The organism is Xanthomonas sp. BRIP62409 (assembly GCF_003992965.1).
Classification (GTDB): domain Bacteria; phylum Pseudomonadota; class Gammaproteobacteria; order Xanthomonadales; family Xanthomonadaceae; genus Xanthomonas; species Xanthomonas euroxanthea.
In genome coordinates this window covers 149,001-169,161 of record NZ_QEZJ01000015.1, presented here as the reverse complement: position 1 = coordinate 169,161, position 20,161 = coordinate 149,001, and the positions used below count along the sequence as shown (strand labels likewise).

At 62.2% G+C, this 20,161-nt stretch carries 13 protein-coding genes and 1 tRNA gene; 6 read left to right on the top strand and 8 right to left on the bottom strand.

Going from position 1 to position 20,161, the window contains the following annotated elements; translation table 11 throughout:
* Positions 1-12 precede the first annotated feature (12 nt).
* From EO170_RS05260 to EO170_RS05245, 4 genes are all read left to right on the top strand, one after another.
* Positions 13-714, top strand: a complete 702-nt coding sequence (locus EO170_RS05260; protein ID WP_164740913.1) for a SapC family protein — start codon at positions 13-15, stop codon at positions 712-714.
* A complete protein-coding gene (locus EO170_RS05255; RefSeq protein ID WP_126943039.1) occupies positions 704-1,717 on the top strand; it encodes a cupin-like domain-containing protein in 1,014 nt (337 codons plus the stop codon). Before EO170_RS05260 ends, EO170_RS05255 begins: the two co-directional genes overlap by 11 nt.
* A gap of 12 nt (positions 1,718-1,729) precedes the next feature.
* Complete coding sequence (locus EO170_RS05250) at positions 1,730-3,292, top strand: tryptophan halogenase family protein (protein ID WP_126943036.1); 1,563 nt, start codon at positions 1,730-1,732, stop codon at positions 3,290-3,292.
* Positions 3,293-3,426: 134 nt separating this feature from the next.
* Complete coding sequence (locus EO170_RS05245; RefSeq protein ID WP_126943033.1) at positions 3,427-4,446, top strand: energy transducer TonB; 1,020 nt, start codon at positions 3,427-3,429, stop codon at positions 4,444-4,446.
* Positions 4,447-4,972: 526 nt separating this feature from the next.
* On the opposite strand, the gene EO170_RS05240 is transcribed toward EO170_RS05245, so the two are convergent.
* The 6 genes from EO170_RS05240 to EO170_RS05215 all read right to left on the bottom strand — a co-directional run bounded on the left by EO170_RS05240 (position 4,973) and on the right by EO170_RS05215 (position 10,389).
* Positions 4,973-6,166 (bottom strand): ABC transporter permease, encoded by a 1,194-nt coding sequence (locus EO170_RS05240; protein ID WP_126943030.1) that lies wholly within the window; start codon positions 6,164-6,166, stop codon positions 4,973-4,975.
* Positions 6,163-6,909, bottom strand: coding sequence for an ATP-binding cassette domain-containing protein (locus tag EO170_RS05235; RefSeq protein ID WP_126943027.1), 747 nt, complete (start codon positions 6,907-6,909; stop codon positions 6,163-6,165). Before EO170_RS05235 ends, EO170_RS05240 begins: the two co-directional genes overlap by 4 nt.
* 31 nt (positions 6,910-6,940) lie before the next feature.
* Positions 6,941-8,539 carry an alpha/beta hydrolase gene (locus EO170_RS05230; protein ID WP_164740912.1) on the bottom strand — a complete coding sequence of 533 codons (1,599 nt, stop codon included), beginning with the start codon at positions 8,537-8,539 and terminating at the stop codon, positions 6,941-6,943.
* Positions 8,540-8,598: 59 nt separating this feature from the next.
* Positions 8,599-8,799, bottom strand: a complete 201-nt coding sequence (locus EO170_RS05225; protein WP_126943021.1) for a helix-turn-helix transcriptional regulator — start codon at positions 8,797-8,799, stop codon at positions 8,599-8,601.
* On the bottom strand, positions 8,796-9,383 hold the full coding sequence (locus EO170_RS05220) for a hypothetical protein (RefSeq protein WP_126943018.1): 588 nt from the start codon (positions 9,381-9,383) through the stop codon (positions 8,796-8,798). The genes EO170_RS05225 and EO170_RS05220 overlap by 4 nt, the downstream gene beginning before the upstream one ends.
* A 463-nt stretch (positions 9,384-9,846) precedes the next feature.
* Positions 9,847-10,389, bottom strand: coding sequence for a hypothetical protein (locus tag EO170_RS05215; protein ID WP_119131596.1), 543 nt, complete (start codon positions 10,387-10,389; stop codon positions 9,847-9,849).
* Positions 10,390-10,660: 271 nt separating this feature from the next.
* On the opposite strand from EO170_RS05215, the gene EO170_RS05210 reads away from it, so the two are divergent.
* Both EO170_RS05210 and EO170_RS05205 read left to right on the top strand, forming a co-directional pair.
* A complete protein-coding gene (locus EO170_RS05210) occupies positions 10,661-14,719 on the top strand; it encodes an XRE family transcriptional regulator (RefSeq protein WP_126943015.1) in 4,059 nt (1,352 codons plus the stop codon).
* Between the two features lie 292 nt (positions 14,720-15,011).
* Positions 15,012-15,104, top strand: a tRNA-Ile gene (locus tag EO170_RS05205).
* Between the two features lie 782 nt (positions 15,105-15,886).
* Here EO170_RS05205 and EO170_RS05200 read toward each other — a convergent pair.
* Positions 15,887-18,367: a hypothetical protein gene (locus EO170_RS05200; protein ID WP_119131594.1), complete on the bottom strand. Its 2,481-nt coding sequence runs from the start codon at positions 18,365-18,367 to the stop codon at positions 15,887-15,889.
* Entirely contained in the window at positions 18,364-19,923 is a 1,560-nt protein-coding gene (locus EO170_RS05195; RefSeq protein WP_126943012.1) for a hypothetical protein, read from the bottom strand. Before EO170_RS05195 ends, EO170_RS05200 begins: the two co-directional genes overlap by 4 nt.
* Between the last annotated feature and the right edge of the window lie 238 nt (positions 19,924-20,161).

Sequence of the window (20,161 nt, the reverse complement as noted above, 5' to 3'; positions counted from 1 at the left end):
CTGCCTGCCCCCATGACCAATGCCGTGTTGTTGAACAACCTCGATCACCGCGATCTGCGCGTGATCACCGCGCACGGCGCCGCCTTCGGCGATGACGTGATGTCGGCTACGACCTTTCCGCAGGAATTCCGCCAACTCCAGGCGCAATACCCGATCGTGTTCCATCGCAGCGGCGAGCGCAGTTTTCAGCCGCTGGCGTTGCTGGGCCTGCGCCTGGGCGAGAACCTGTTCCTGGACGGTACGCGCTGGGATGCGCCGTACGTGCCGCTGGCGATCCAGCGGCAACCGTTTCTGATCGGCGAGCAGGCGGGCGGACCGATGGTGCACGTGGACCTGGACAGCCCGCGCATCAGCCGCAGCGAAGGCGAGGTGCTGTTTCGCGAACATGGCGGTACCACCGAATTTCTCGACCACATCAGCCAGGTATTGCGCACCTTGCATGATGGCCTGACCGCGAGCGAGGCGTTCGTCGCACGCTTGCTGGGCTACGACCTGCTCGAACCGTTCGTGTTCGAGGCCACGCTGCAGAACGGCCTGGAATGCCGTCTGACCGGGCTCTACGCCGTGCACGAAGAACGCCTGCGCGCGCTCGACGATGCCGCACTGCTCGATCTGCACCGGCATGGCGATCTGGAACCGCTGTACATGGCGGTGGCCTCGATCGCGCAGTTCCGCCACCTGCTCGACCGCCTGCAGCGCCGCCATGCTGGTTGAGCCGCGCGCCATCGAAGAGCGACACGGGCTGGACCCGCAGCAGCTGGATCCGGCCGTGCTGCGCTCCACCACGCCGCTGGTCTTGCGCGGGCTGGTGCGCGACTGGCCGCTGGCGCAGGCCGGCGCGGGCTCTGCGCAGGCGGCGGCCGCCTACCTGCGCGGTTTCGATCGCGGCGAGGCGGTGGTGGCGCAGGTCGGCCCGCCGGAGATCGATGGGCGCTTCTTCTACAACGCGGACATGAGTGGCTTCAATTTCCGCCCCGAGCGGGTGCCATTGAACGTGGTGCTGGAGACCTTGCTGCGCGATCTGCACAACCCGCAGCCACCGGCGATCTATGTCGGCTCCGCCACGCTGGACACCTATTTGCCCGGCCTGCGCGCGCACAACCCCATCGCGCTGCCGCAGGCGCAGCCGCTGGCCAGCATCTGGATCGGCAACCGCACCCGCATCGCCGCCCACCAGGACCTGCCCGACAACCTGGCCTGCGTGGTCGCCGGGCGGCGCCGCTTCACGCTGTTTCCGCCGCAGCAACTGGCCAACCTGTATATCGGCCCGCTCGATCTCACCCCGGCCGGGCAGCCGGTCAGCCTGGTGGATATCGCCGCGCCGGACCTGCAGCGCTTTCCACGCTATGCGCAGGCGCTGGAACACGCGCTGGTGGCCGAGCTGGAACCGGGCGATGCATTGTTCATTCCCAGCATGTGGTGGCATCACGTCCAGGCGCTGACGCCGTTCAACGTGCTGGTGAATTTCTGGTGGCGGCAGAGCCCGGCCTACATGGATTCGCCGATGAATGCGCTGATGCTGGCGCTGCTCACCATGCGCGACCTGCCAGCGGAGCAACGCGCCATCTGGCAGGACGTGTTCGACCATTACGTGTTCGATGCCGACGCGGACACCGCCGCACACGTGCCGGAGTCTGCGCGCGGCGTGCTGGCGCCGATGGACGAGGTCCGTGCCCGCAGCCTGCGCGCGCGCTTGCTGCAACGCCTGAATCGCTGAGGATCTGATGCCATGACCGACACCACGCCTGCGGATCCACAACAGCGCCCGGTGCGCCGCGTCGTCATCGCCGGTGGCGGCACCGCCGGCTGGATGGCCGCCGCCGCGTTATCCAAGGTGCTGGGCCGGCACCTGCAGATCACCCTGGTGGAATCGGACGAGATCGGCACGGTGGGCGTGGGCGAGGCCACCATCCCCAGCCTGGTCACCTTCCATCGTCTGCTGGAGATCGACGAGGCCGCGTTCATGGCCGCCACCCAGGCCACCATCAAGCTCGGCATCGGCTTCGAGCACTGGCGCGATGTCGACCGGCACTACATCCATTCCTTCGGCCATACCGGCACCGATCACTGGAGCGCCGGCTTCCAGCATTTCTGGTTGAAGGGCCGGCAGCGTGGCGTGGCACGCGACTTCGGCGACTACTGCATGGAGCTGCGCGCCGCGCAGGAGGGCCGCTTCGCCCACCTGCCCAACGGCGGCATGAATTACGCCTATCACCTGGATGCCGGCCTGTACGCGCGCTTCCTGCGCCGTTTCAGCGAAGGCTTCGGCGTGCAGCGTATTGAAGGCCGCATCGGCAGCGTGGAGACCGATGCGCACAGCGGCTATCTCACCGCGCTGACGCTGGACAACGGCATGCGGGTGGAAGGCGATCTGTTCCTGGATTGCACCGGCTTTGCCGGCCTGCTGATCGGCAAGACGCTGGGCGTGGGCACGGACGACTGGTCGCAGTGGCTGTTTGCCGACAGCGCGCTGGCGGTGCAGACCGAATCGGTCGGCGCGCCGGTGCCCTACACCCGCTCGCGCGCCGATCAGGCGGGCTGGATGTGGCGCATTCCGCTGCAGCACCGGGTCGGCAACGGCATCGTGTATTCCAGCCGCTACATGGACCAGGACAGCGCCGCGCAGGTGCTGCAGCACAATCTCAGCGGCCGCGCACTGAGCCAGCCGCGGGCACTGCGCTTCACGCCCAATCAGCGGCATCGGGTGTGGGAAAAGAACTGCGTGGCGCTGGGGCTGGCCAGCGGCTTTCTGGAGCCGCTGGAATCGACCAATATCCATCTGATCCAGCGCGGCATCATCCGGTTGATGCAGACCTTTCCGCAGGTCATCAACGATGTCGACATCGCCGAATACAACCGCCAGGCCGCCGCCGAAATCACCCATATCCGCGATTTCGTGATCCTGCATTACCACGCCACCGACCGCCGCGACACGCCGTTCTGGCGCGATTGCGCGGCGATGGACATCCCTGACACGCTGCGCCATCGGGTGGAGTTGTTCCGCCAGAGCGGGCGGGTCTTCCATCAGGCCAACGAGCTGTTTGCCGAGAACTCCTGGGTGCAGGTGATGCTGGGCCAGGGCATCACGCCGAAGCAGCATCACCCGGTGGCCGACCTGATGGGCGATGCCGAGCTCCGTCATTTCCTGGAGACCATCCGCACGCGTGTCGATGCTGCCTTGCTGCGGCTGCCGGCGCATGCGGACTTCCTGCGGCGCTATTGCCCGGCACCGCTGCCCGAGCCGGCAACGCGGCTGCCGACCGACACGGCGCTGGTCACCGGGACGGAATGAATTTCGCGCCCGGCAGGCGCCCCCCTTGGCTTAGACCGCCCCAGCAATGCTAGATTGCCGCTTTGCCAGCCATTGCGGGAACAATGGCCGGCGCTCGCCGCAGCATCTTTTTGCAATCGGGGTAAGGGGGACGCATGTTGGATCTGACACAGGGCCGTATGGCACGCCGGATCGCGCCGGTCATTTTGTTGGTCGGCCTGGCCGCCTGCTCCAGGCAGGACGACAAGGCCGCCACCACCGCGCCTGCCACCGGCGCCACGCCTGCGGCACCGGCCACCGCGCCGACGCCGACCACGGCGGTGTCGCCGCAGGTGCAATCGATGGCTGCCGACCAGTTGCGCGCCTCGGCCACCAAGGCCTTGCAGGACAACCGCATGTACGCCCCGGCCGGCGACAACGCGGTGGAGTACTACCTGGCCCTGCGTGAGAAGCAGCCGCAGGACGCCACCGTCAACAGCGCGCTGACCGACCTGCTGCCGTACACGCTGATCGCCGCCGAACAGGGCATCAGCCGCGAAGAATTCCCCGAGGCGCAGCGCTTGATCGCGCTGATCGAAAAGGTGGACCCGAAGGCACCGGCACTGCCGCGCCTGAAAAGTGGCCTGGACACCGGCATGAAGACCGCCGCCAGCCGCTCCGAGCAGGATGCCGAGCAGGCCAGGAAGCTGGTCGAGGACAAGGCCAAGCAGGCGGCCGAGCAGAAGCGTCTGGCCGAACAGCAAACCCGCGAGGCGGCCGCCGCGCAGCAGATCGCCGCGCAACAGGAAGCCGCCCGCCAGCAGAGCGCCGAGGCCGAACGCCAGGCCGCCGCGCGCCGTCAGGCCGAGACTCCGGCGCCTGCGCCGACCCCGGCGGCCCCGCGCCCGGCACCGGCAACTGCCGCAGCTGCACCGGCCGCACAGTCGCTGCGCCCGATCAGCACCCCGGCACCGCGTTACCCACCCGAAGCGCTGCGCGCCGGCACCTCCGGCGAAGTGCTGGTGGAGATCACCGTCGGCACCGACGGCTCGATCACCGCCTCGCGCGTGCTGCGCGCCACCCCGCCGCGCGTGTTCGACCGCGAAGCGCTCAATGCGGTCAAGCGCTGGCGTTTCGAACCGGTGGCTGCACCGGTGACCACGCGGCGCACGCTGTCGTTCAACCCGGGGGGTTGAGTGGGGCGTTGGGCGATCAGGTAGTTCTGCATGCGGCTGAGTGAGTGAGTCCGTTGATTGCTTGGTCGTTGATTCCTTGATTGCTTGGTCGTTGATTGCTTGGTCGTTGATTGGTTGATTGGTTGATTGGTTGATTGGTTGATTGTTGGCTCATGGCTCATGGCTCATGGCTCATGGCTGCCGATGATCGATGCACTGCACTCCCGGCGGATGTCGGGCGCCAAACAAAAAGCCCGCATCGCTGCGGGCTTTTTGTTTCCTGGTGATCCGTACCCTCATCCGCCCTTCGGGCACCTTCTCCCGAGGGGAGAAGGAACTGCTAGCTGCTAGCCCGTTGCCTCTCGCCCCTCGGGAGAGGGGTTGGGGTGCGGGTACGGCGACAGAGTCGACGTCACGCACTGCGCAGACAACAACACCGTTCAATCAATCAACGTCAACATCGACATGCGTCACTGCGCATTCGTACCGGCAATTTGCACCGTCCTCCGGCGCTGTGCGACACCGTCTCCCGGCAGGAGAAGGAGCATCAGCCGGAAATCGCCAGCCGTTCCTGGTGATAGCGCCTTACCGCCGCGTACCACAGCAGCGCGGCCAGGCCAAAGCCCGCCAGCAGATACACCGCCCAGGTCTGGGCGTCGATCTGCTCGTGGCGGATCACCTTGAGCAGCATCTGGTTCTGCGCCAGAAACGGCACCGCGAAATGCCACAACTGCGTCTTCAACGGATACGCCATCAGCGCATAGCCCGGCAGCATCGGCAGCAGCAACAGCCAGGTCATATGCGCCTGCGCTTCCTTCATGCTCTTGGCGGCGGCGGCCAGATAGGTCAGCAGCGAGGTGCCGATAAACAGCATCGGCACCAGGATGAACAGCATCTGCAGCATCGGCACGACGCCGACATTGAGCTGGCGGCCCAGGTTCGACGTGGACAGCTGCGCACTCACCTTGAAGGCCAGCAAGGTCAGCAGCAACGACAGCATGCCGATCACGCAGGCGGCGGCGATCTTGCCGCTGACGATCGCGCTGCGCGGCGCCGGCGTGGCCAGCAGGGGTTCCAGCGACTGGCGTTCGCGCTCGCCGGCGGTGGCATCCAGGATCAGCGAGGCGCCGCCCAGGAACGAGGTGATCACCAGCAGCACCGGCAGCAGCATCGCCATCATCTGCCCGCGTTTGGCTTCGGCGGTGGCCAGATCCTGCGCGGCGATTTCCAGCGGCCTGCCCACCTGCGCATCGATGCCGCGCGCCAGCAGGCGCAGTGCACCGACCTGCTGGCTATAGCTGCTGAGCGCGGCCTGCAGGCGCAGGTTCGGCACGTCGGCCTCGCGCCGCGTGCTGTCCTTGATGACCTCCACCAGGGCCGGGCGCCCGGCGCGCCAGTCGTCGGCGTAGCTGGCGCTGATGCGCAGTGCCACATCCACATCCTGGTTGCGGATTGCGGCGGTCAGATCGGCCGGCGCGTCGACCGCGTTGAGCCCCTGCGCGGCCAGAAAGCGCACCAGATTGGGCGCGTTCTCGCGGCCGAGCATGGGAATTTCCAACGGCTTGTCGATCTGGGTACGCACGCGGCTTTCGCTCAGTGCCCCCATACCCAGGATCAGGATCGGATACAGCAATGGCGACAGCAGCAAGGCCAGTGCCAGCGTGCGGCGATCGCGACCGATGTCGCGCAGTTCCTTGCGCAGCACCGTCCACAGCGTGGACAACAACGATGTGGTGCTCATGCGTGCAGTCCCTCGTCCGAGCCAATCGCCTTGACGAAGGCGTCTTCCAGATTGTCTTCCCCGGTGGCGGCGCGCAGTTCGTCGGCCCTGCCGCAGGCCACCACCGTGCCCTTGGCAACGATGACGATGCGGTCGCACAGCGCCGCCACCTCCTGCATGATGTGGCTGGAAAAGATCACGCAGCGGCCCTCGGCCCGCAGTTGCTGCAGAAAGCCGCGCATGGCGCGCGTGGTCATCACATCCAGCCCGTTGGTGGGCTCGTCGAGGATGACGTTGCGCGGGTCGTGCACCAGCGCGCGTGCAATCGCGGTCTTGGTGCGCTGGCCCTGGCTGAACCCTTCGGTCTGGCGATCGAGAATGTCGTCCATGTCCAGCGCGGCCGACAGCAGGCGCGTGCGCTCGGCGATGCGCGTGCGCGACATCCCGTGCAGCTCACCGAAGTAGGCGATGTTCTCGCGCGCGGTCAGCCGCTTGTAGACGCCGCGCGCATCCGGCAACACGCCCAGCGCGCGGCGCACGGTCACCGGGTCGCGGGTGGCATCCACGCCATCGACAGTGACGCTGCCCTGGTCGGGCGACATCAGCGTGTAGAGCATGCGCAAGGTGGTGGTCTTGCCGGCACCGTTGGGGCCGAGCAGGCCGGTGATCTGGCCATCGGCGGCACTGAAACTGACCCCATCGACCGCCTTCACCGGCCCGGTCTTGGTCTTGAACGCTTTGTGCAGGTTGTCGACGACGATCATGCGTGCGCCTCCGTGGCGTGGTCGGTACGGCTCATGGTTCCCATCCGTTGAACGAGGTAAACGCGGGCACGTTGTTGAGGCTGGCCACGCACTGCGCATCCAGTGTCTTGGCATTGGCGGTCTGCAGGAACTGACCCAGCACCTTGGGCATGCAGCCGAGGCGAAAGACGCCATGGCCCTGCCCTGGCGCCACCAGGTGGCGGCCATTGGGCAGGCCCTGCAGTACACGTTCGGCATAGCGCGGCGGCGTCACCGGATCCAGCTCGCCCGACAGCAACAACACCGGCAGGTTGGACTTGAACGGCGCGGCATCGGCAGCCGGGGCCGGCTTGGTCGGCCAGGCCGTGCAGGGCGCGAAGAACATCTGCGCCACGTCCGCTCCCAGCAAGGTCCCGTCCTTGGCGGCTGGCGGGGTATAGCGTCCGGCGTCCTCGCTGCACAGCACCGACCACTGCATCGGGCGATTCATCTGGTCGGACATGTCCGATGCGCTCATCTGCGCCAGCGCCATCAGCGAGGCGTAACGGCCCGCCGCCGCCTCGTCCAGCACCAGCGGCAGCAACGAGGCGGTTTCCGGCGCATACGAAAACCCGAATGCCAGGCCGACCACGGTATCGGCCGTCACCTGCTCGTGGTGCAGTTCACCGGTGCGCGGATCGCGGTAATCCACTGCAACCGGCGCCTGCCGCAGGCGCTCCACCACCTGCCGCAGCTGCGTGCGCGTGTCCACCGGAAAGCGCTTGGCGCAGGCGGGTTCCTTGCGACATTGGCTGGCCTGCAACGCAATCGCATCTTCGAACGTCCGCGCAAATTCGCCGCCGATCACCAGATCGTTTGGCGCAACGCCATCGATCACCAGGGTGCGTGTGTGTTGCGGATAGCGCGCCGCATAGTGCTGTGCCACTCGGGTACCGTAGGAGCCGCCAATCAGGTTGAGCGTCTGCACGCCCAGTGCGGCGCGCACCGCATCCAGATCGCCAACGGCCTCACTGGTGGTGAAATAGCGTGGATCGGCGTCATTGCGCAGCCCCTGTGCACACTGGCGCGCGTAATCGGTCAGTTGCTCGGCGGTGGCGGCACTGCTGTTTTCCAGCATGAGCGGCTTGCCGGCGGCATCGCGGCACTCCAGCGGATGCGAGCCGCCGGTTCCGCGCTGGTCGACCAGGAAGATGTCGCGCTGCTTGCGGACTTCATGCAGCCCCATCTCCACGATCGCGGCGACCTGCGTGGCCGATTGCCCCGGCCCACCGGCGATGAAGAACACCGGGTCCGGCGTGCTGCCCGCACCGGCATCGCTTTCCAGCCAGGCGATCTTCAGGTCGATGCTGCGCCCTGTCGGCGCGGCCGGGTTTTCCAGCACCCGCAGGCTGGCGCACTGCGCTTCGATATTGCCGGCCGCGCTGCCGGAACTCAGCGTGCACGGTGCAAAGTGCAATGCGCCGTAGCGATTGCCGGCGGCGGTGCCGGTCTGCGCCGTTGCAGCACGCGGCCGCACGCTGCCGGACGCGGCCGGCACAGCCTTGGTCGCGCCAGCTGCGTTTTCAGCCGGCTGGTCCGCCCGCTGACATCCGCTCGCCAACAGCGCGAGCAGCAGCGCTGCCACCAGTGTGGGTTGCTTGACCATATTCACCATCTCTCCTGATATCCCTGTCCCCTGACACCGCAGCCGGTCGGGTGTGACCGGCGCGACTACTGCCCGTCTTCGTAAAGAAAGACGTGCTCGATCGATTCCCCGAACAAGCGCGCGATGCGAAACGCCAATGGCAGGCTGGGATCGTACTTGCCGGTCTCCAGTGCATTGATGGTCTGCCGCGACACACCCAACTGCTCGCCCAGCTCGCCTTGCGACCAGCCACTGGCCTCGCGCAGTTCGCGCACGCGACTATTCATTGAAACCGTCGTGCGTTGATGCTTTTGGTGACGCCGTAGATGGCGCACAACATCGGAAACACCCACAACATCGCCACCGTCGCGGGAATGTCGATCAGCTTGGCGGCCTGCAGAAAGCCGCCGGTCATGTACGCGCTGCTGAGCAGGCCGGCGGCAATGGCGATGGACTCCAGCTCGATGCGTCGCTGCATCTCATCCGAGTCGCGCACGTAGCGCGCCACCGCGCGGATCACCAGGGCGACCAGCACCGCCGGCAACAAGGCGATCAGCACGCGCGCCCAGCCCGGATCCACGCGGGCAAGCACCTGGTTCCAGAACAGCATCACCACCACATACATCCCCATCGGCACGCCGAACTCGCGGTGATAGCGTCGCGCCAGGACCGGCCGCGTGCTGTCGCGCAGGCTGCCACGCGACAGCCAGAGCAGCAGCGACAGCAACAGGCACGACACGCCCCCGCCCACGCACAGCCCGGCAAGGTAGGCGCTCAGCGGCAGCAGCCGCCAATGCCCGAGCACCCCCACGGCAAGCAGGCCCGCACCCAGGCAGAGCGCCATCAGCGCGTTGCGATTGCAGCCGGTCATGCGCCGTGCCGCGCAGGTGTCGATGCAGGCAGTGGCAGGCCAGCGCTGCGGATTCCGACTCCGCCGCGCAGCAAGGGCTGCGCCGACCATGCCGGTCTGCATTGCAGTTGCCGATGCCGCTGACGCATTCCCTTCGCCTGTCAAGTCAACTTGACAGGCAAGATGCGCCTGCCATGGCCGGCTGTCAAGCACCCTTTACATGGTCGATCGTGTGCGCCTTTCCCCCCGCTGCGGCGCGACGATCGCGGGAATGTGGGAATACCCAAAAGGCGCTAGTTCGGTACCCATAAGACGCTAGCGCGGCACCCATAAACGGCTAGTAGCGCCAGTTCGGACTCGACAGAGGGCTCGTACCTACCGAGACGTCTATTTGGATGGGCTTTAGGCATCGGCTAGTCGCGCACTAGCAAATTAGAGCTCCCTGCCATCCGTTTGGCGGATCACTCTTGCGCTTCGCACCGCTTTACGCACGCAGGACGGCGCAATGCTCCACGTCAACTACTTCTTCGAACTCGAGAAACGAGGAAGGTTTGGATGCCCGCGCTTCGGCGGCCGCCAATTCGCGACTTTTCTCATCCCAAGAATGCTTGACTCGCCAGCTCTTCGTGGGGCGGTAGAAGTTGTCTTGTCCTACCTCAATGAAGCCCGAGGAGAGCAGATAGGAGCGCAGTCGCGGGTTGTGTACACATTCCACCAAAATCGCATCCCAAGGCACAGCGTGGTCAGCCAGATCTATGAAGTCTTTGAACCAGCCCTTTCCGCGTAGCTCCGGCACGAGAAAGACACTAGCAAGGTCTAAAGTCGTCACATTCCTCCCAATAAGAGGTAATGACCAGCATGTTGATCGACGGATGTACAGCTTACAGACCCGCGTTGTGAGATCGATGCAGCGAGCAATTTTTCTGTGATCCACGAGTTGTGCCCAGGTGAAGAACTGCAGCTCTACCGACGGCAAACGACGAATCGCAATTTCGTTCTCCCAAGCATCATCCGAGATATTGATCATTGCATCCTAGTAGCGTCTTTGATTCGTTGATGAGCTCAAGCTCTGTAAGAAGAGCATCTCAACGTAAACGTTCCTGGAGTCCATCGACAGTTGAAGCCGTCGAACTGTCGCCCCAGTATCATTCAATGGCCAATGCTTACCAAGGCCTGGATAAAAAGCGGGCCAGACACCAGATGCCTGACTCCTGTCTGACGGCTTCAGTGAGAGTTTTGGCAATTCAATCCCTGCGCCGAGGGAAGCGGGACGCACAAGTTAAGGAGCAGCAGTAGCAATGCCGAAAGCTAGCCTGCAGATCAATCTTACCCTCCGACACGTGCGGTCTGCCCGCGCGCTTTTAGCTTGGTCACAAAAGGATCTAGCAAAGTGCTCAGGCGTCACTACCTCAATAGTTGAGGATTTCGAGCGAGGGCAGTGCACGCTTGCACTGGAAGATGTACAGGCTATTCGTGGCGCCCTTGAAGGCGCCGGCATCCGTTTCCTGCCCACTGGTGCGGTGACCGGCCCTGATGTTCCCGCAATCGCGTTTCTCCATCACTCAGGAACACCGGTTCGCTGGGTGAACGCCGACGACCTGTCCGAGTGGGCGAACCGGATAGATGCAGCTCATAGCCTGCCCGAACTCCTCGCTCATTTGATCCGTGGTAGCCATAGTTCAAAGATCCGGCTTCGCTTTCCCTCCGATAGTGGTGTGCGGCACTCCGGATGGGATGGTCAGACCTCCACGACCGAGGCAAGCGACTACGTCCCGCGCGGGAACACAGGATGGGAGATCGGCAGTCAGCGCAGCAATATCACCCGAAAGGCTAGCGAGGATTTTCTTAAAAGAACCGGGGATCCCGCGCCGCTCGATCCAGCCAAGGCAACCTATGTGTTCGTCACGCCTAGGCATTGGCCGAGGAAGGACCAATGGGCCAAAGCCAAACAAGCAAAGGGCATCTGGAAAGAGGTGCGTGCCTACGACGCCAACGATCTGGTGCACTGGATCGAGCAGACACCCGCGGCCGGATTGTGGCTGGCAACTCGCCTCGGGAAGCGTCCCATCGGCACGCGGCGGGTCGAAGATGTTTGGGATGAGTGGTCCCTCGCCACACAGTGGCCGCTGACGGAAGAGCTCGTGCTGAGCGACCGTGACGAGGACGCGGTGGAAGTGTTGCAGTGGCTTCGCAACGAACCGACCGTCCTCTCGCTGCAGGCGACCACCACGGATGAGGTTATCGCTTTTTTCCATGCGACCTTGGGCATGCTTCCAGAGTACGTGGCGAGCGTCTACCGCGCCCGCAGCCTGGTGGCGACCACCGCCGCCGGCGCCCGGGCGCTTCTGAACGCGCCGGGGCCACTGATCCTGCTACTCTCCGAAGCCGAGCCCGGACTCGCAAGGAGCTTGGTCGAGCACGGACACTACGTGCTGCAGGCTTACGACGATAGGCCTGTTTCCCGCGGCGAGATTCGGCAGTTGGAACGACTTTCGCGGGAAGGGATCGCATGCGCCTTGCTCAATACTGGCATAGCGGAAGCCAGGGCCCATGGCCTCGCCCGCGACAGTGCACGCAATCTTGCCATCCTGCGTCGACTTATTCCCAGCGCGCCGGGCCGCGCACCAAGTTGGGCTCAGGAGCCAGCGTCACGGGCATTGCTGGCAGGGCTGCTGGCCGGAGGATGGGACGAAGATTCCGAAGCCGATAAGGCGCGCGTTTCCGAGCTTGCCGGCCTGCCATACGAACACGTGACCGCCGCGCTTGCACACTGCGTGGGCGATCTCGACAAACCGCTGAGGAAGATCGGCTCGACCTGGCGCATGGCGTCTCCGCCGGATGCTTGGTTCCTGCTGGCGCCCAACCTCACGAGCGCAGACATCAGTCACTTTGAGGCCGCAGCGCATTCCGTGCTGGGTTCCACGGATCCGCGTTTCGATATGGATCCTGGCGAGCGCTGGATGGCCGCGATCAAAGGCGTCCACCCGGACTATTCTGTGCTGATGCGCCACGGCATCGGCGAGGTGCTGATCCTCCTCGCGCTGTGGGGCGACCGGGCGCACACGGTGCCCGATGCGACGAACCGCGTCGACGCCATAGTCCGCAAGCTGCTTTTGAACGCAGATCGACAACGCTGGTGGTCGCTTTCTGGCGAGTTCCGGCTGTTGGCCGAAGCTGCACCAAAAGCTTTTCTGGACGGAATTGAAGACAGCCTGGATCAGGCCGACCCGCCGATCCGAGCGCTGTTTGGTAGCGATGGCGACGACCTTTTTGATAGCGAACATCTTTCCGATCTGCTTTGGGCGCTGGAATCCCTGGCCTGGTCGCCGGACCTCATGCAGCGCGTGACCTACGTGCTGGCGCGGCTCGATGTCATCGACAATCCGCCGGGGCGGCACTCCAATCGGCCGGCCAACAGCCTCCGCGCAATCCACTTGCTGTGGAACCCGCAGACCTTCGCAGCGTTGGACCCACGGCTTGGCGCGCTTGACTTCATCCGCAGACGCGAACCCGATGCAGCATGGAAGCTCATGCTGCGCATCCTGCCCAGCGGACACGACAGCCTGAGCCCGTCCCCGCTGCCGCGTTGGCGCGACTATTCAGTCGATCAGGTCGAAGTCGTCACCTACGGGCTCATCCGGCGCGGCGCAGCCGCCATCTCCGAACGCCTGCTCGCCGAAGCCGGGTCCAGCGGGAAGCGGTGGACGGAGCTGCTCGAACATCTCACCCACCTCGCTCCCAACGTCCAGACTGGCCTTAGCGCACTGGAGCGTGCCGAGCCATCGATCACTGACGCTACTGATCGGCAAAAACTTTGGAAAGCCCTGCGACACTTGCTGCATCACCATCGCTCCTTTCCCGATGCCCAATGGTCGATGCCGGTCAGCCTGCTCGACCAACTTGAGAAAATCTACGACCGGTTCGCACCCATCGATTCGCTGGAGAGCGTCGCATGGTTGTTCGGATCAGGCGTGGAGCTACCCAACCCGTCGCAGCGCGGTTGGCAGGCAGCGCAGCGGGAAGTGGACGCTACTCGCGTCGACGTGGCGCAGTCGCTGTATGCAGAGCGCGGCGCCGCGAGTGTCCTTGCATTGGCGCAAACTGTGGAGGCTTCAGGACTACTCGGAAAAGCATTGTATGAGGGCGGCCTGCGAGGAAGTGATCTCGATGCCTTAGTGGAGACCGCAGTGCGAAGCGATCACCTGCGAGAAAGGGCCCTCGCCCACGGATTGATCGCGGAGGCATTCCGCGACCTCAAAGAAGCATGGGGAGAAGCCCTACTTGCCAGAGCGAAGGCCCACGCCTGGGGAGATGTCGCGCTGCTGACGATCCTGAGGGCATTCCCGAGCGAACGATGGACATGGGACCGGGTGGCAGAAACGGGAGAGGCAATCGAGGGCAACTACTGGCGTAACTTGCCAGTGTTCTGGATTGAAGAGAGCGCAGACCAGATCCAGTTCGTGATCCGAAAGTTCATGTCCGTCGGCCGCCCACGTCATGTGTTGCCGCTGGCCCAAAGTGGTGGAAAATCCGCACAGTCTTCTGAACTGTTGATCGAACTATTGCAGGAGGCGGCTAAGCAGCCAATCACCAGCGACGAGGGCGGCAATGAAGCGACGATGTTCCAGCACTATGTCGCTGAGATCTTCCGGATCTTAGATGAGCGAAGCGAAGTTGATGAGGGTGTGCTTGCCCCGCTCGAATGGACCTATCTGTCTGTGCTTAACCATTCTCACAGGCCGGCCAAGGCGCTGCTGAAAGTGCTGTCGGAGCAGCCGGCGCTGTTCGTGCAGATGTTGAAGGCGATCTCCAAGCCGGCCGGAGGCAGCAGAGTCTATGAGCCGGAGCCGGATGATCCTGAGCATGCAGGGACTATGGCAAGGCAGGCACGCAAACTTCTTGATCTATGGAACCGTGTGCCTGGAACAGATGAGCACAATAAGATCGACAGAGTGGCGCTTGAGCAATGGGTCACAGAAGCCAAATCGCTCTCGGAGTTAGTTGGCCGGGGCGAAATCGCAGACAAGAGAATCGGGATGATGTTGTCGGCCTCGCCGATGGGAGCCGACGGGCACTGGCCTGCCGAAGCCGTAAGGGACGCCCTCGATCTTTTCCGCAGTCGACCCATGATCGATAGTTTCTGGATCGGCAAGCGTAACCGCCGCGGCATGACAAGCCGAAGCCCGCGTGATGGTGGCGAGTTAGAGCGTAAGGAGGCGGCGAAGTATGCCAACTGGGCAAAGGCCATTTCCTTGGACCATCCGTACACAGCAAGGGCACTGAACATGCTGGCTGATAGCTACGAAGAAGAAGCAAAGCGACATGATGAAAGTGCCGGGCGCCTAGATTGGGAGTAATGGGAGTGGCCATTCGCACGAGAAAAATTACGCGGACGCTATGTCGCCTAAATGTGGGCGACCTTAGTCACGCAAGATCCGATGTGCAGTGGCCTTTGTGGACAGGCGGCTCATGCAGGTGAGCTGCAAAGAGGACTGTCAGCACGCCAGCACACGCCAGAGGCCTTCCCGGCTAGCGGCTCGCAAGCCGATACCCCACATCACCTAATGAGCGCGTGGTATGCTCAGGTCGTGAGTGCCCATAGTCGCCAAGAGCCAGGTTTCCGAATACAGGCGTGATCCCAAGGATCACGCCCCTGTAGCTCAATTGGTAGAGCAGCGGATTTATATCCCGTCAGCGCCAGATAAGCGGCAAATGCCGGTTCAAGTCCGGCCAGGGGCACCACTTAGTCCGCCGTCGAAGGTGACGCACTGACACGCGCTTGCCTTTACCCCTTGGAGGCTCACTAGGCAGCTTAGGTAATACGGCAATATGCGTTAGTCGATACCTAAACGCTCCGATTGGGCATGTCTCTATAAGCCGCATGCCATGTTCAAAGTCGGCACTGACGCTGTGCGGCCTATGCCCCCTCCGATCTGAGCAGCGGTCGGTTTAAAGTCCTGAGCTATTTGGCCCTAAGTTCGGCCCTATCCGTTATAGGCACTAACGGCACGTTATCCAAGCCATCGGCTATCCACTCAGCCCAACACACGGAGTGAGCAATCGGATGGTCCGCGAAGCAAAGTCGGAGGTAAGGCGCGAGGAACTTTCTCTGAGGGCATGCTTGATCTTAGTTCCTCTCTCCAAGGTGATGGCCCACAGCGAAGCTTAGTGGTCAGTGCGTTACCAAGCGCTCAGGCGCTCATGGTCGACTCCTTGTTTGATAAGAGAAGTGTTGTGCTTGCTCGGGTGGATGATTCAAATATCTACACTTAATCCAATCAATATCAATCCAGGAAAGCCGGACTTCATGGATTCCAAGTAAGGCCCGTTGCGAGAGATCGTACTGAGGTCCTCGTTGTTCGACTTCGAACGCGCGGATGATCTAGAGAGCTTTATGGAGCTTTTATCCGAACTGCCCACAGTCTTTAACGGAGCGGGCGATCTCGGGCTGGGCTTTCCCTATTAGTACCGATCTACCCCGGAGTAGATCTCCTTAACGGCTTCCAAGCATAAGCAGTCCCGTTTTAGGGAGATGGCTTTTGATTCTCTAGTTTCAGTTGTAACTTTTCCGTAGCCGCTTGATGCAAAGAGAGCATCTCCTCTAGGGAGAAGCCAAGTGGAAACGTTGAAGTCATCTTTCTAAGGACAGTGGCCACCGTCCCCTCCTGAAGTTCAACCTGCGTCAGGCCGCTCCTCTCGTAGATTCGGTCCGATAGCTCCGAAAGCCGTACATCCATTCCGTGCATCCCGCCTCTGGCTTCGACAGCGATGCGGCAGGCTAAGATCGCCCAGATGCAGGTGACAACCCCCTCCACTAGCTCAACAGCCGGACCATCCGCGCCTCGCACTACGCGAAGCTCCCCAATCAAGTCGCCTTCCTTGTTAAAGAACGTCGACAGGAGGCGACCGATCAAGAGCGCCCAGGATTGCTCGCCATCGGCTGGAAGTACCTGCCACTCCGTACCATGGCCCTTTAGCCTGTCCGAGCCGATAGGATAGGCCGCGCCAAGCATCATCAGTAGCACGGCCCTTAGCCGAAACATGTCTTGAAGCACCAGCGGCGACTTCTTCGCTTTTTGCCGCATTTGGTCGCAGAACTTTGCCGAGAACGCCACAATCTCATCCCTTGCCGCGAGGCGTGCAGCAAAGGCACCGCGGATCTTGTCCTTCTCAAGCTGCTGCCGGCGATCCTCGGAGAAGTCACCGGCGTACAGCTGAACTTGTGTTGGCGAATAGTCGTCGTCCTGGTCAACCTGGGCCTCGTCCTGCAGCTCAAGGGCCGCACGGACGTCGGCTGCATCGTCCAACTGTGCATGCTCCACTGGACCAGCTTCGAGACCAATAAGACGGTTCAAATACCTTCGGACGAGATCGAAGTCACTTCCCGCGAACGCTTGATGGAACTCCGTTTTGTGGTCTGGTCCAGACTTGCGGTTTGCGGTGAACTCCTCATAACTCAGCGTCCTGGAAGAGAGAGTAGGAGCGCGTAGTCTGGCGGCAGGCTTCTTCTTTCCCGCCTTGATCTGGTCGGGCTCAGATTCCAGCTCAGCCGTCTCGGCCTGAGCGATCAAATCGATGAACTCCAGAATCCACGGACCGATCCGTTCGTTTCCCCTCAGGCGGCTGCTTTCCTCATCAAATCGTCGAGACCTGGGCTCCCTGGTCTCCTGTCGAAGGACATCTGCCAGAACGATGATGGACGCGACCGATGTGTTATCGCCTACGCGCGCTCGCGCAAAGTAGGGCATCTCCGTCAGAGGGGGCATGGTGTACCTGCGGGCTGCATCGACCCAGGCGGTGTGCTTGTTCAGTTCAACTGGAAGCGCGGTGCCATTTTGGTCCAACAGGTCCAAGCGTGAATCGGGGTGACTGTAGGCAGTGGACGGCCACCACAGCAAATGCGTGCCCTTGATCTCAAATCGGCCGGGGTTTCGCGCCATCGCAGCATTCCGAGGCACGTCCGGCCGCACATGCCACCTCGGTAAGTCACTCCCGCCAAGTGCCCGCCCTTTGACCAACGAAGCAGTCAGCCCTAACTCGCTAAGCGCAGCTCCTACTTTCATTCGGCGATAGAGGCAGGCCTCCTCATTTCGCCAAGGAAAAAGACGGGCGCCACCCAATCCAGCCGTTGTGCAATTGGCGCTGCCATACAAAACGTGGTCGGCCTGCTTTGTCTGTGCAATGTAAACCTTGCCGTGAACAAATCGGCTCTGCTCTCCGGTAAGCGAGTACAGCCGAATCGAGTCTGAGTCCTTCAGGGCTTGAGCCGGGAATGAAGGCGCGGGGCCGCCGACTAGCACGCATACCTCATCGGCACCGATAGCCTTCTGCAGGGTTCGAAGCGTCCTAAGGTCCTCGTCCCAGTAAGGACTGATGACAATGAGCTTTTTCACGTTGTCCCCTGCAATATAGCGGGAGAATCGCGTACTAGTCGTCTGCTTGGATTGGCTATCAAGGAACGCCGCGGCATCGCCATTGGATAGCGATACCAAGCCGTCGGCGGGCTGAATATCCATCAGCCACGCAGTCTGCTTGCGTATTCTTGCGACTTGATTGGCGATGGCTTCCTGCTCCAAATCTAAGAAGCTCTGAGCGTACCTCCAGGCTGATGCCAATAGTTGAGACTCTCCGATCATTCCAGACGAAGCGGCCACCTGACCAATGACCTCTTTGTTGCCCCCTAGGCCTGGCGCGGTGAGGTTGGCCGACGAAACGAACAGCCGGCCAACTTTGACACCCAGCTGCAGGATCAGCTTTGGGTGGAACACGCCCTCAGCCTTGGCCCCTGTAACCGTGTACCGGCGCCCAGCATGTAGTGGAAACTCAGAGGTACTCGCCATCGCATAGGCAAGCATGCCTGCGTCCGCGATGACAAGATTATTATTACAGCCCACTGAGCGGAGGCGATTTAGTAGTACGTTCTCAAAAGCAGCGAAATCGATGGCGAAGCTTGTCATTACGCAGGAGTGATAGCCACGTTGGGAGAACTGCTCGAATAGCTTCATTGCCCCCCCAGCAGACGACCGACACGTGTCGCGGATGCATTCTCTCCAAGAAGGCCTAAGTCCTCAAGGAAGGTGATGGCATTGACCAACCGTGGACCGGTCCAGACGGGGCCATCGTCGCCACGCTTCCGGATCAATCCATCATCAGTCTCGAAGAGAAACGTATAGTCCCCATGGAATCTAAGCTTTCGCATTGCCACCCAAAGATGCCTTCGCAAGACTCGATCGAGGAACATTTGCCTGATCATCTCACTGAGAGTGAGGCTGCTGTTTTCTTCCAAGAAATTGAGTTCGGTCATAAGTGAACGGAAGCCGCTTTGGTTCAGTCCGGAGAGCTCGGTTGCAATCTCAGCTTTGTATGGCGTCATTCTTCTCTGCAGGACCGCCAGAACGCGAACTGCCGCGGCACACTGTTGGCCAGTGCTCATATCGTGCTTGCTAGCGCTCATCCACGAATGTCGAGTCAGATTCCACTCTGAGCCTGGATGATGCGGGTCTGATGCATCTGGCGATAGCTCTTGCAGAGCAACGAAGGTACTCCAATCCTTCGCTTCCGGGAGCTGGGCCGACGTCGTAGAGACGGCACGCTCAATCAGTTCACCTTGCGAGCACCCTGAGGGGTACGCTTCCAAATGAGTCAGAAGACCCATTAGCAGAGTCTCCATCGCAATATGCGCGATATCGTTAGCCTGATACACCGCCCACCGGAGCCTGTGGTCCTCAAGGCCACTGGGCAGAAGCCAAGGCGCCCCCGCTGGCAGGTAACCTGAGTACATGCTCCACCGCAGTTCGTCCGACCGCGGTGAACTGCCGACCCCGTCAGCCCAACGAAGAATGAGCTTCAGGGTGTTGCCCCGCATCTCATCGCGATTCGCGGGGGCGCTGTTTCCACCGAAGAGAATAGCCTCGTAGCAGTCCTGTTCATCGCCTCGGGTAATGCAGGATGGAGCCAGGGGGGCCATCTGCTCAAGCTCCTTGAGCGTTGTCCACCCGCGAGTGATTGTTCTGAGGAAAAGCTCACCGAGTTCACCCGCAGAACGGGCAAAAGCCTGCGCGAGTGCGCGCCCCAGTCCCACAGCGGTGGTTGCGATGTAGTGGTGCGTGTGCCTTTCCATTAGACCCATCTCTATAAGCTGGCTCTGATAGGCCTGCCCAAAGACGCCCCATGCATTCTGCAGGTAGTGCGTGTCGCTTCCAGGCTCCGTGTCGTCTTGGAAGTTCAGCCTGCCTTGCTCTGCAACCGCCAAGCGCCTTTGGGCCCAGTCTGCCCCGCCGACTCCGCGCTCTCCGCCTTTGACGTGAGAGATAAGCGCGTACAGCGCCTCGGCACGCCTGATCCGCCGCTGCCAAGTGGTTAGATTGGTGTCACCAAGATCCCGCGAGTAGCGGTCGGCCAACCAGAGATACAGACCATAATAGCGAATGCGCAGCGTGACGTTGCTAATGCCAGGCAGTAGTCGTTGATAAATGATAACGCTGGAATTCTGCATCCCCAGCGGATCGATTCCCCGCTTCTTTGATAACTGCGTCCATACCGGAACAGCGTTCCTGCTCAACTTGGTAATCCTTGTCGTATAAGGCCGGCAATGGGGAGTGGCCCAGATCCATACCGCCAAGGCTGCTTTAGCGGCTACGGATTTGCAAGCCAGCTTCCTGGATTGAAGTGCACCTACTGCTGGCGATTGGGCAGGTTTGCGGCACGTCCGCTTCGGCCAATAGCGGCCGTTGTCGTTGTCATTGTCAGCTTTGGATAGTTCGAGATAGGCGCCAACGACCCAAATGGGGCGGTGTTCG

Excerpts from the sequence above, each read along its gene's own strand:
- EO170_RS05225 (WP_126943021.1), bottom strand. The coding sequence starts at position 8,799 with ATGAATAGTCGCGTGCGCGAACTGCGCGAGGCCAGTGGCTGGTCGCAA.
- EO170_RS05245 (WP_126943033.1), top strand. The coding sequence starts at position 3,427 with ATGTTGGATCTGACACAGGGCCGTATGGCACGCCGGATCGCGCCGGTC.
- EO170_RS05250 (WP_126943036.1), top strand. The coding sequence starts at position 1,730 with ATGACCGACACCACGCCTGCGGATCCACAACAGCGCCCGGTGCGCCGC.
- EO170_RS05260 (WP_164740913.1), top strand. The coding sequence starts at position 13 with ATGACCAATGCCGTGTTGTTGAACAACCTCGATCACCGCGATCTGCGC.
- EO170_RS05215 (WP_119131596.1), bottom strand. The coding sequence starts at position 10,389 with ATGATCAATATCTCGGATGATGCTTGGGAGAACGAAATTGCGATTCGT.
- EO170_RS05220 (WP_126943018.1), bottom strand. The coding sequence starts at position 9,383 with ATGACCGGCTGCAATCGCAACGCGCTGATGGCGCTCTGCCTGGGTGCG.
- EO170_RS05240 (WP_126943030.1), bottom strand. The coding sequence starts at position 6,166 with ATGAGCACCACATCGTTGTTGTCCACGCTGTGGACGGTGCTGCGCAAG.
- EO170_RS05210 (WP_126943015.1), top strand. The coding sequence starts at position 10,661 with ATGCCGAAAGCTAGCCTGCAGATCAATCTTACCCTCCGACACGTGCGG.
- EO170_RS05255 (WP_126943039.1), top strand. The coding sequence starts at position 704 with ATGCTGGTTGAGCCGCGCGCCATCGAAGAGCGACACGGGCTGGACCCG.
- EO170_RS05235 (WP_126943027.1), bottom strand. The coding sequence starts at position 6,909 with ATGATCGTCGTCGACAACCTGCACAAAGCGTTCAAGACCAAGACCGGG.
- EO170_RS05200 (WP_119131594.1), bottom strand. The coding sequence starts at position 18,367 with ATGAAGCTATTCGAGCAGTTCTCCCAACGTGGCTATCACTCCTGCGTA.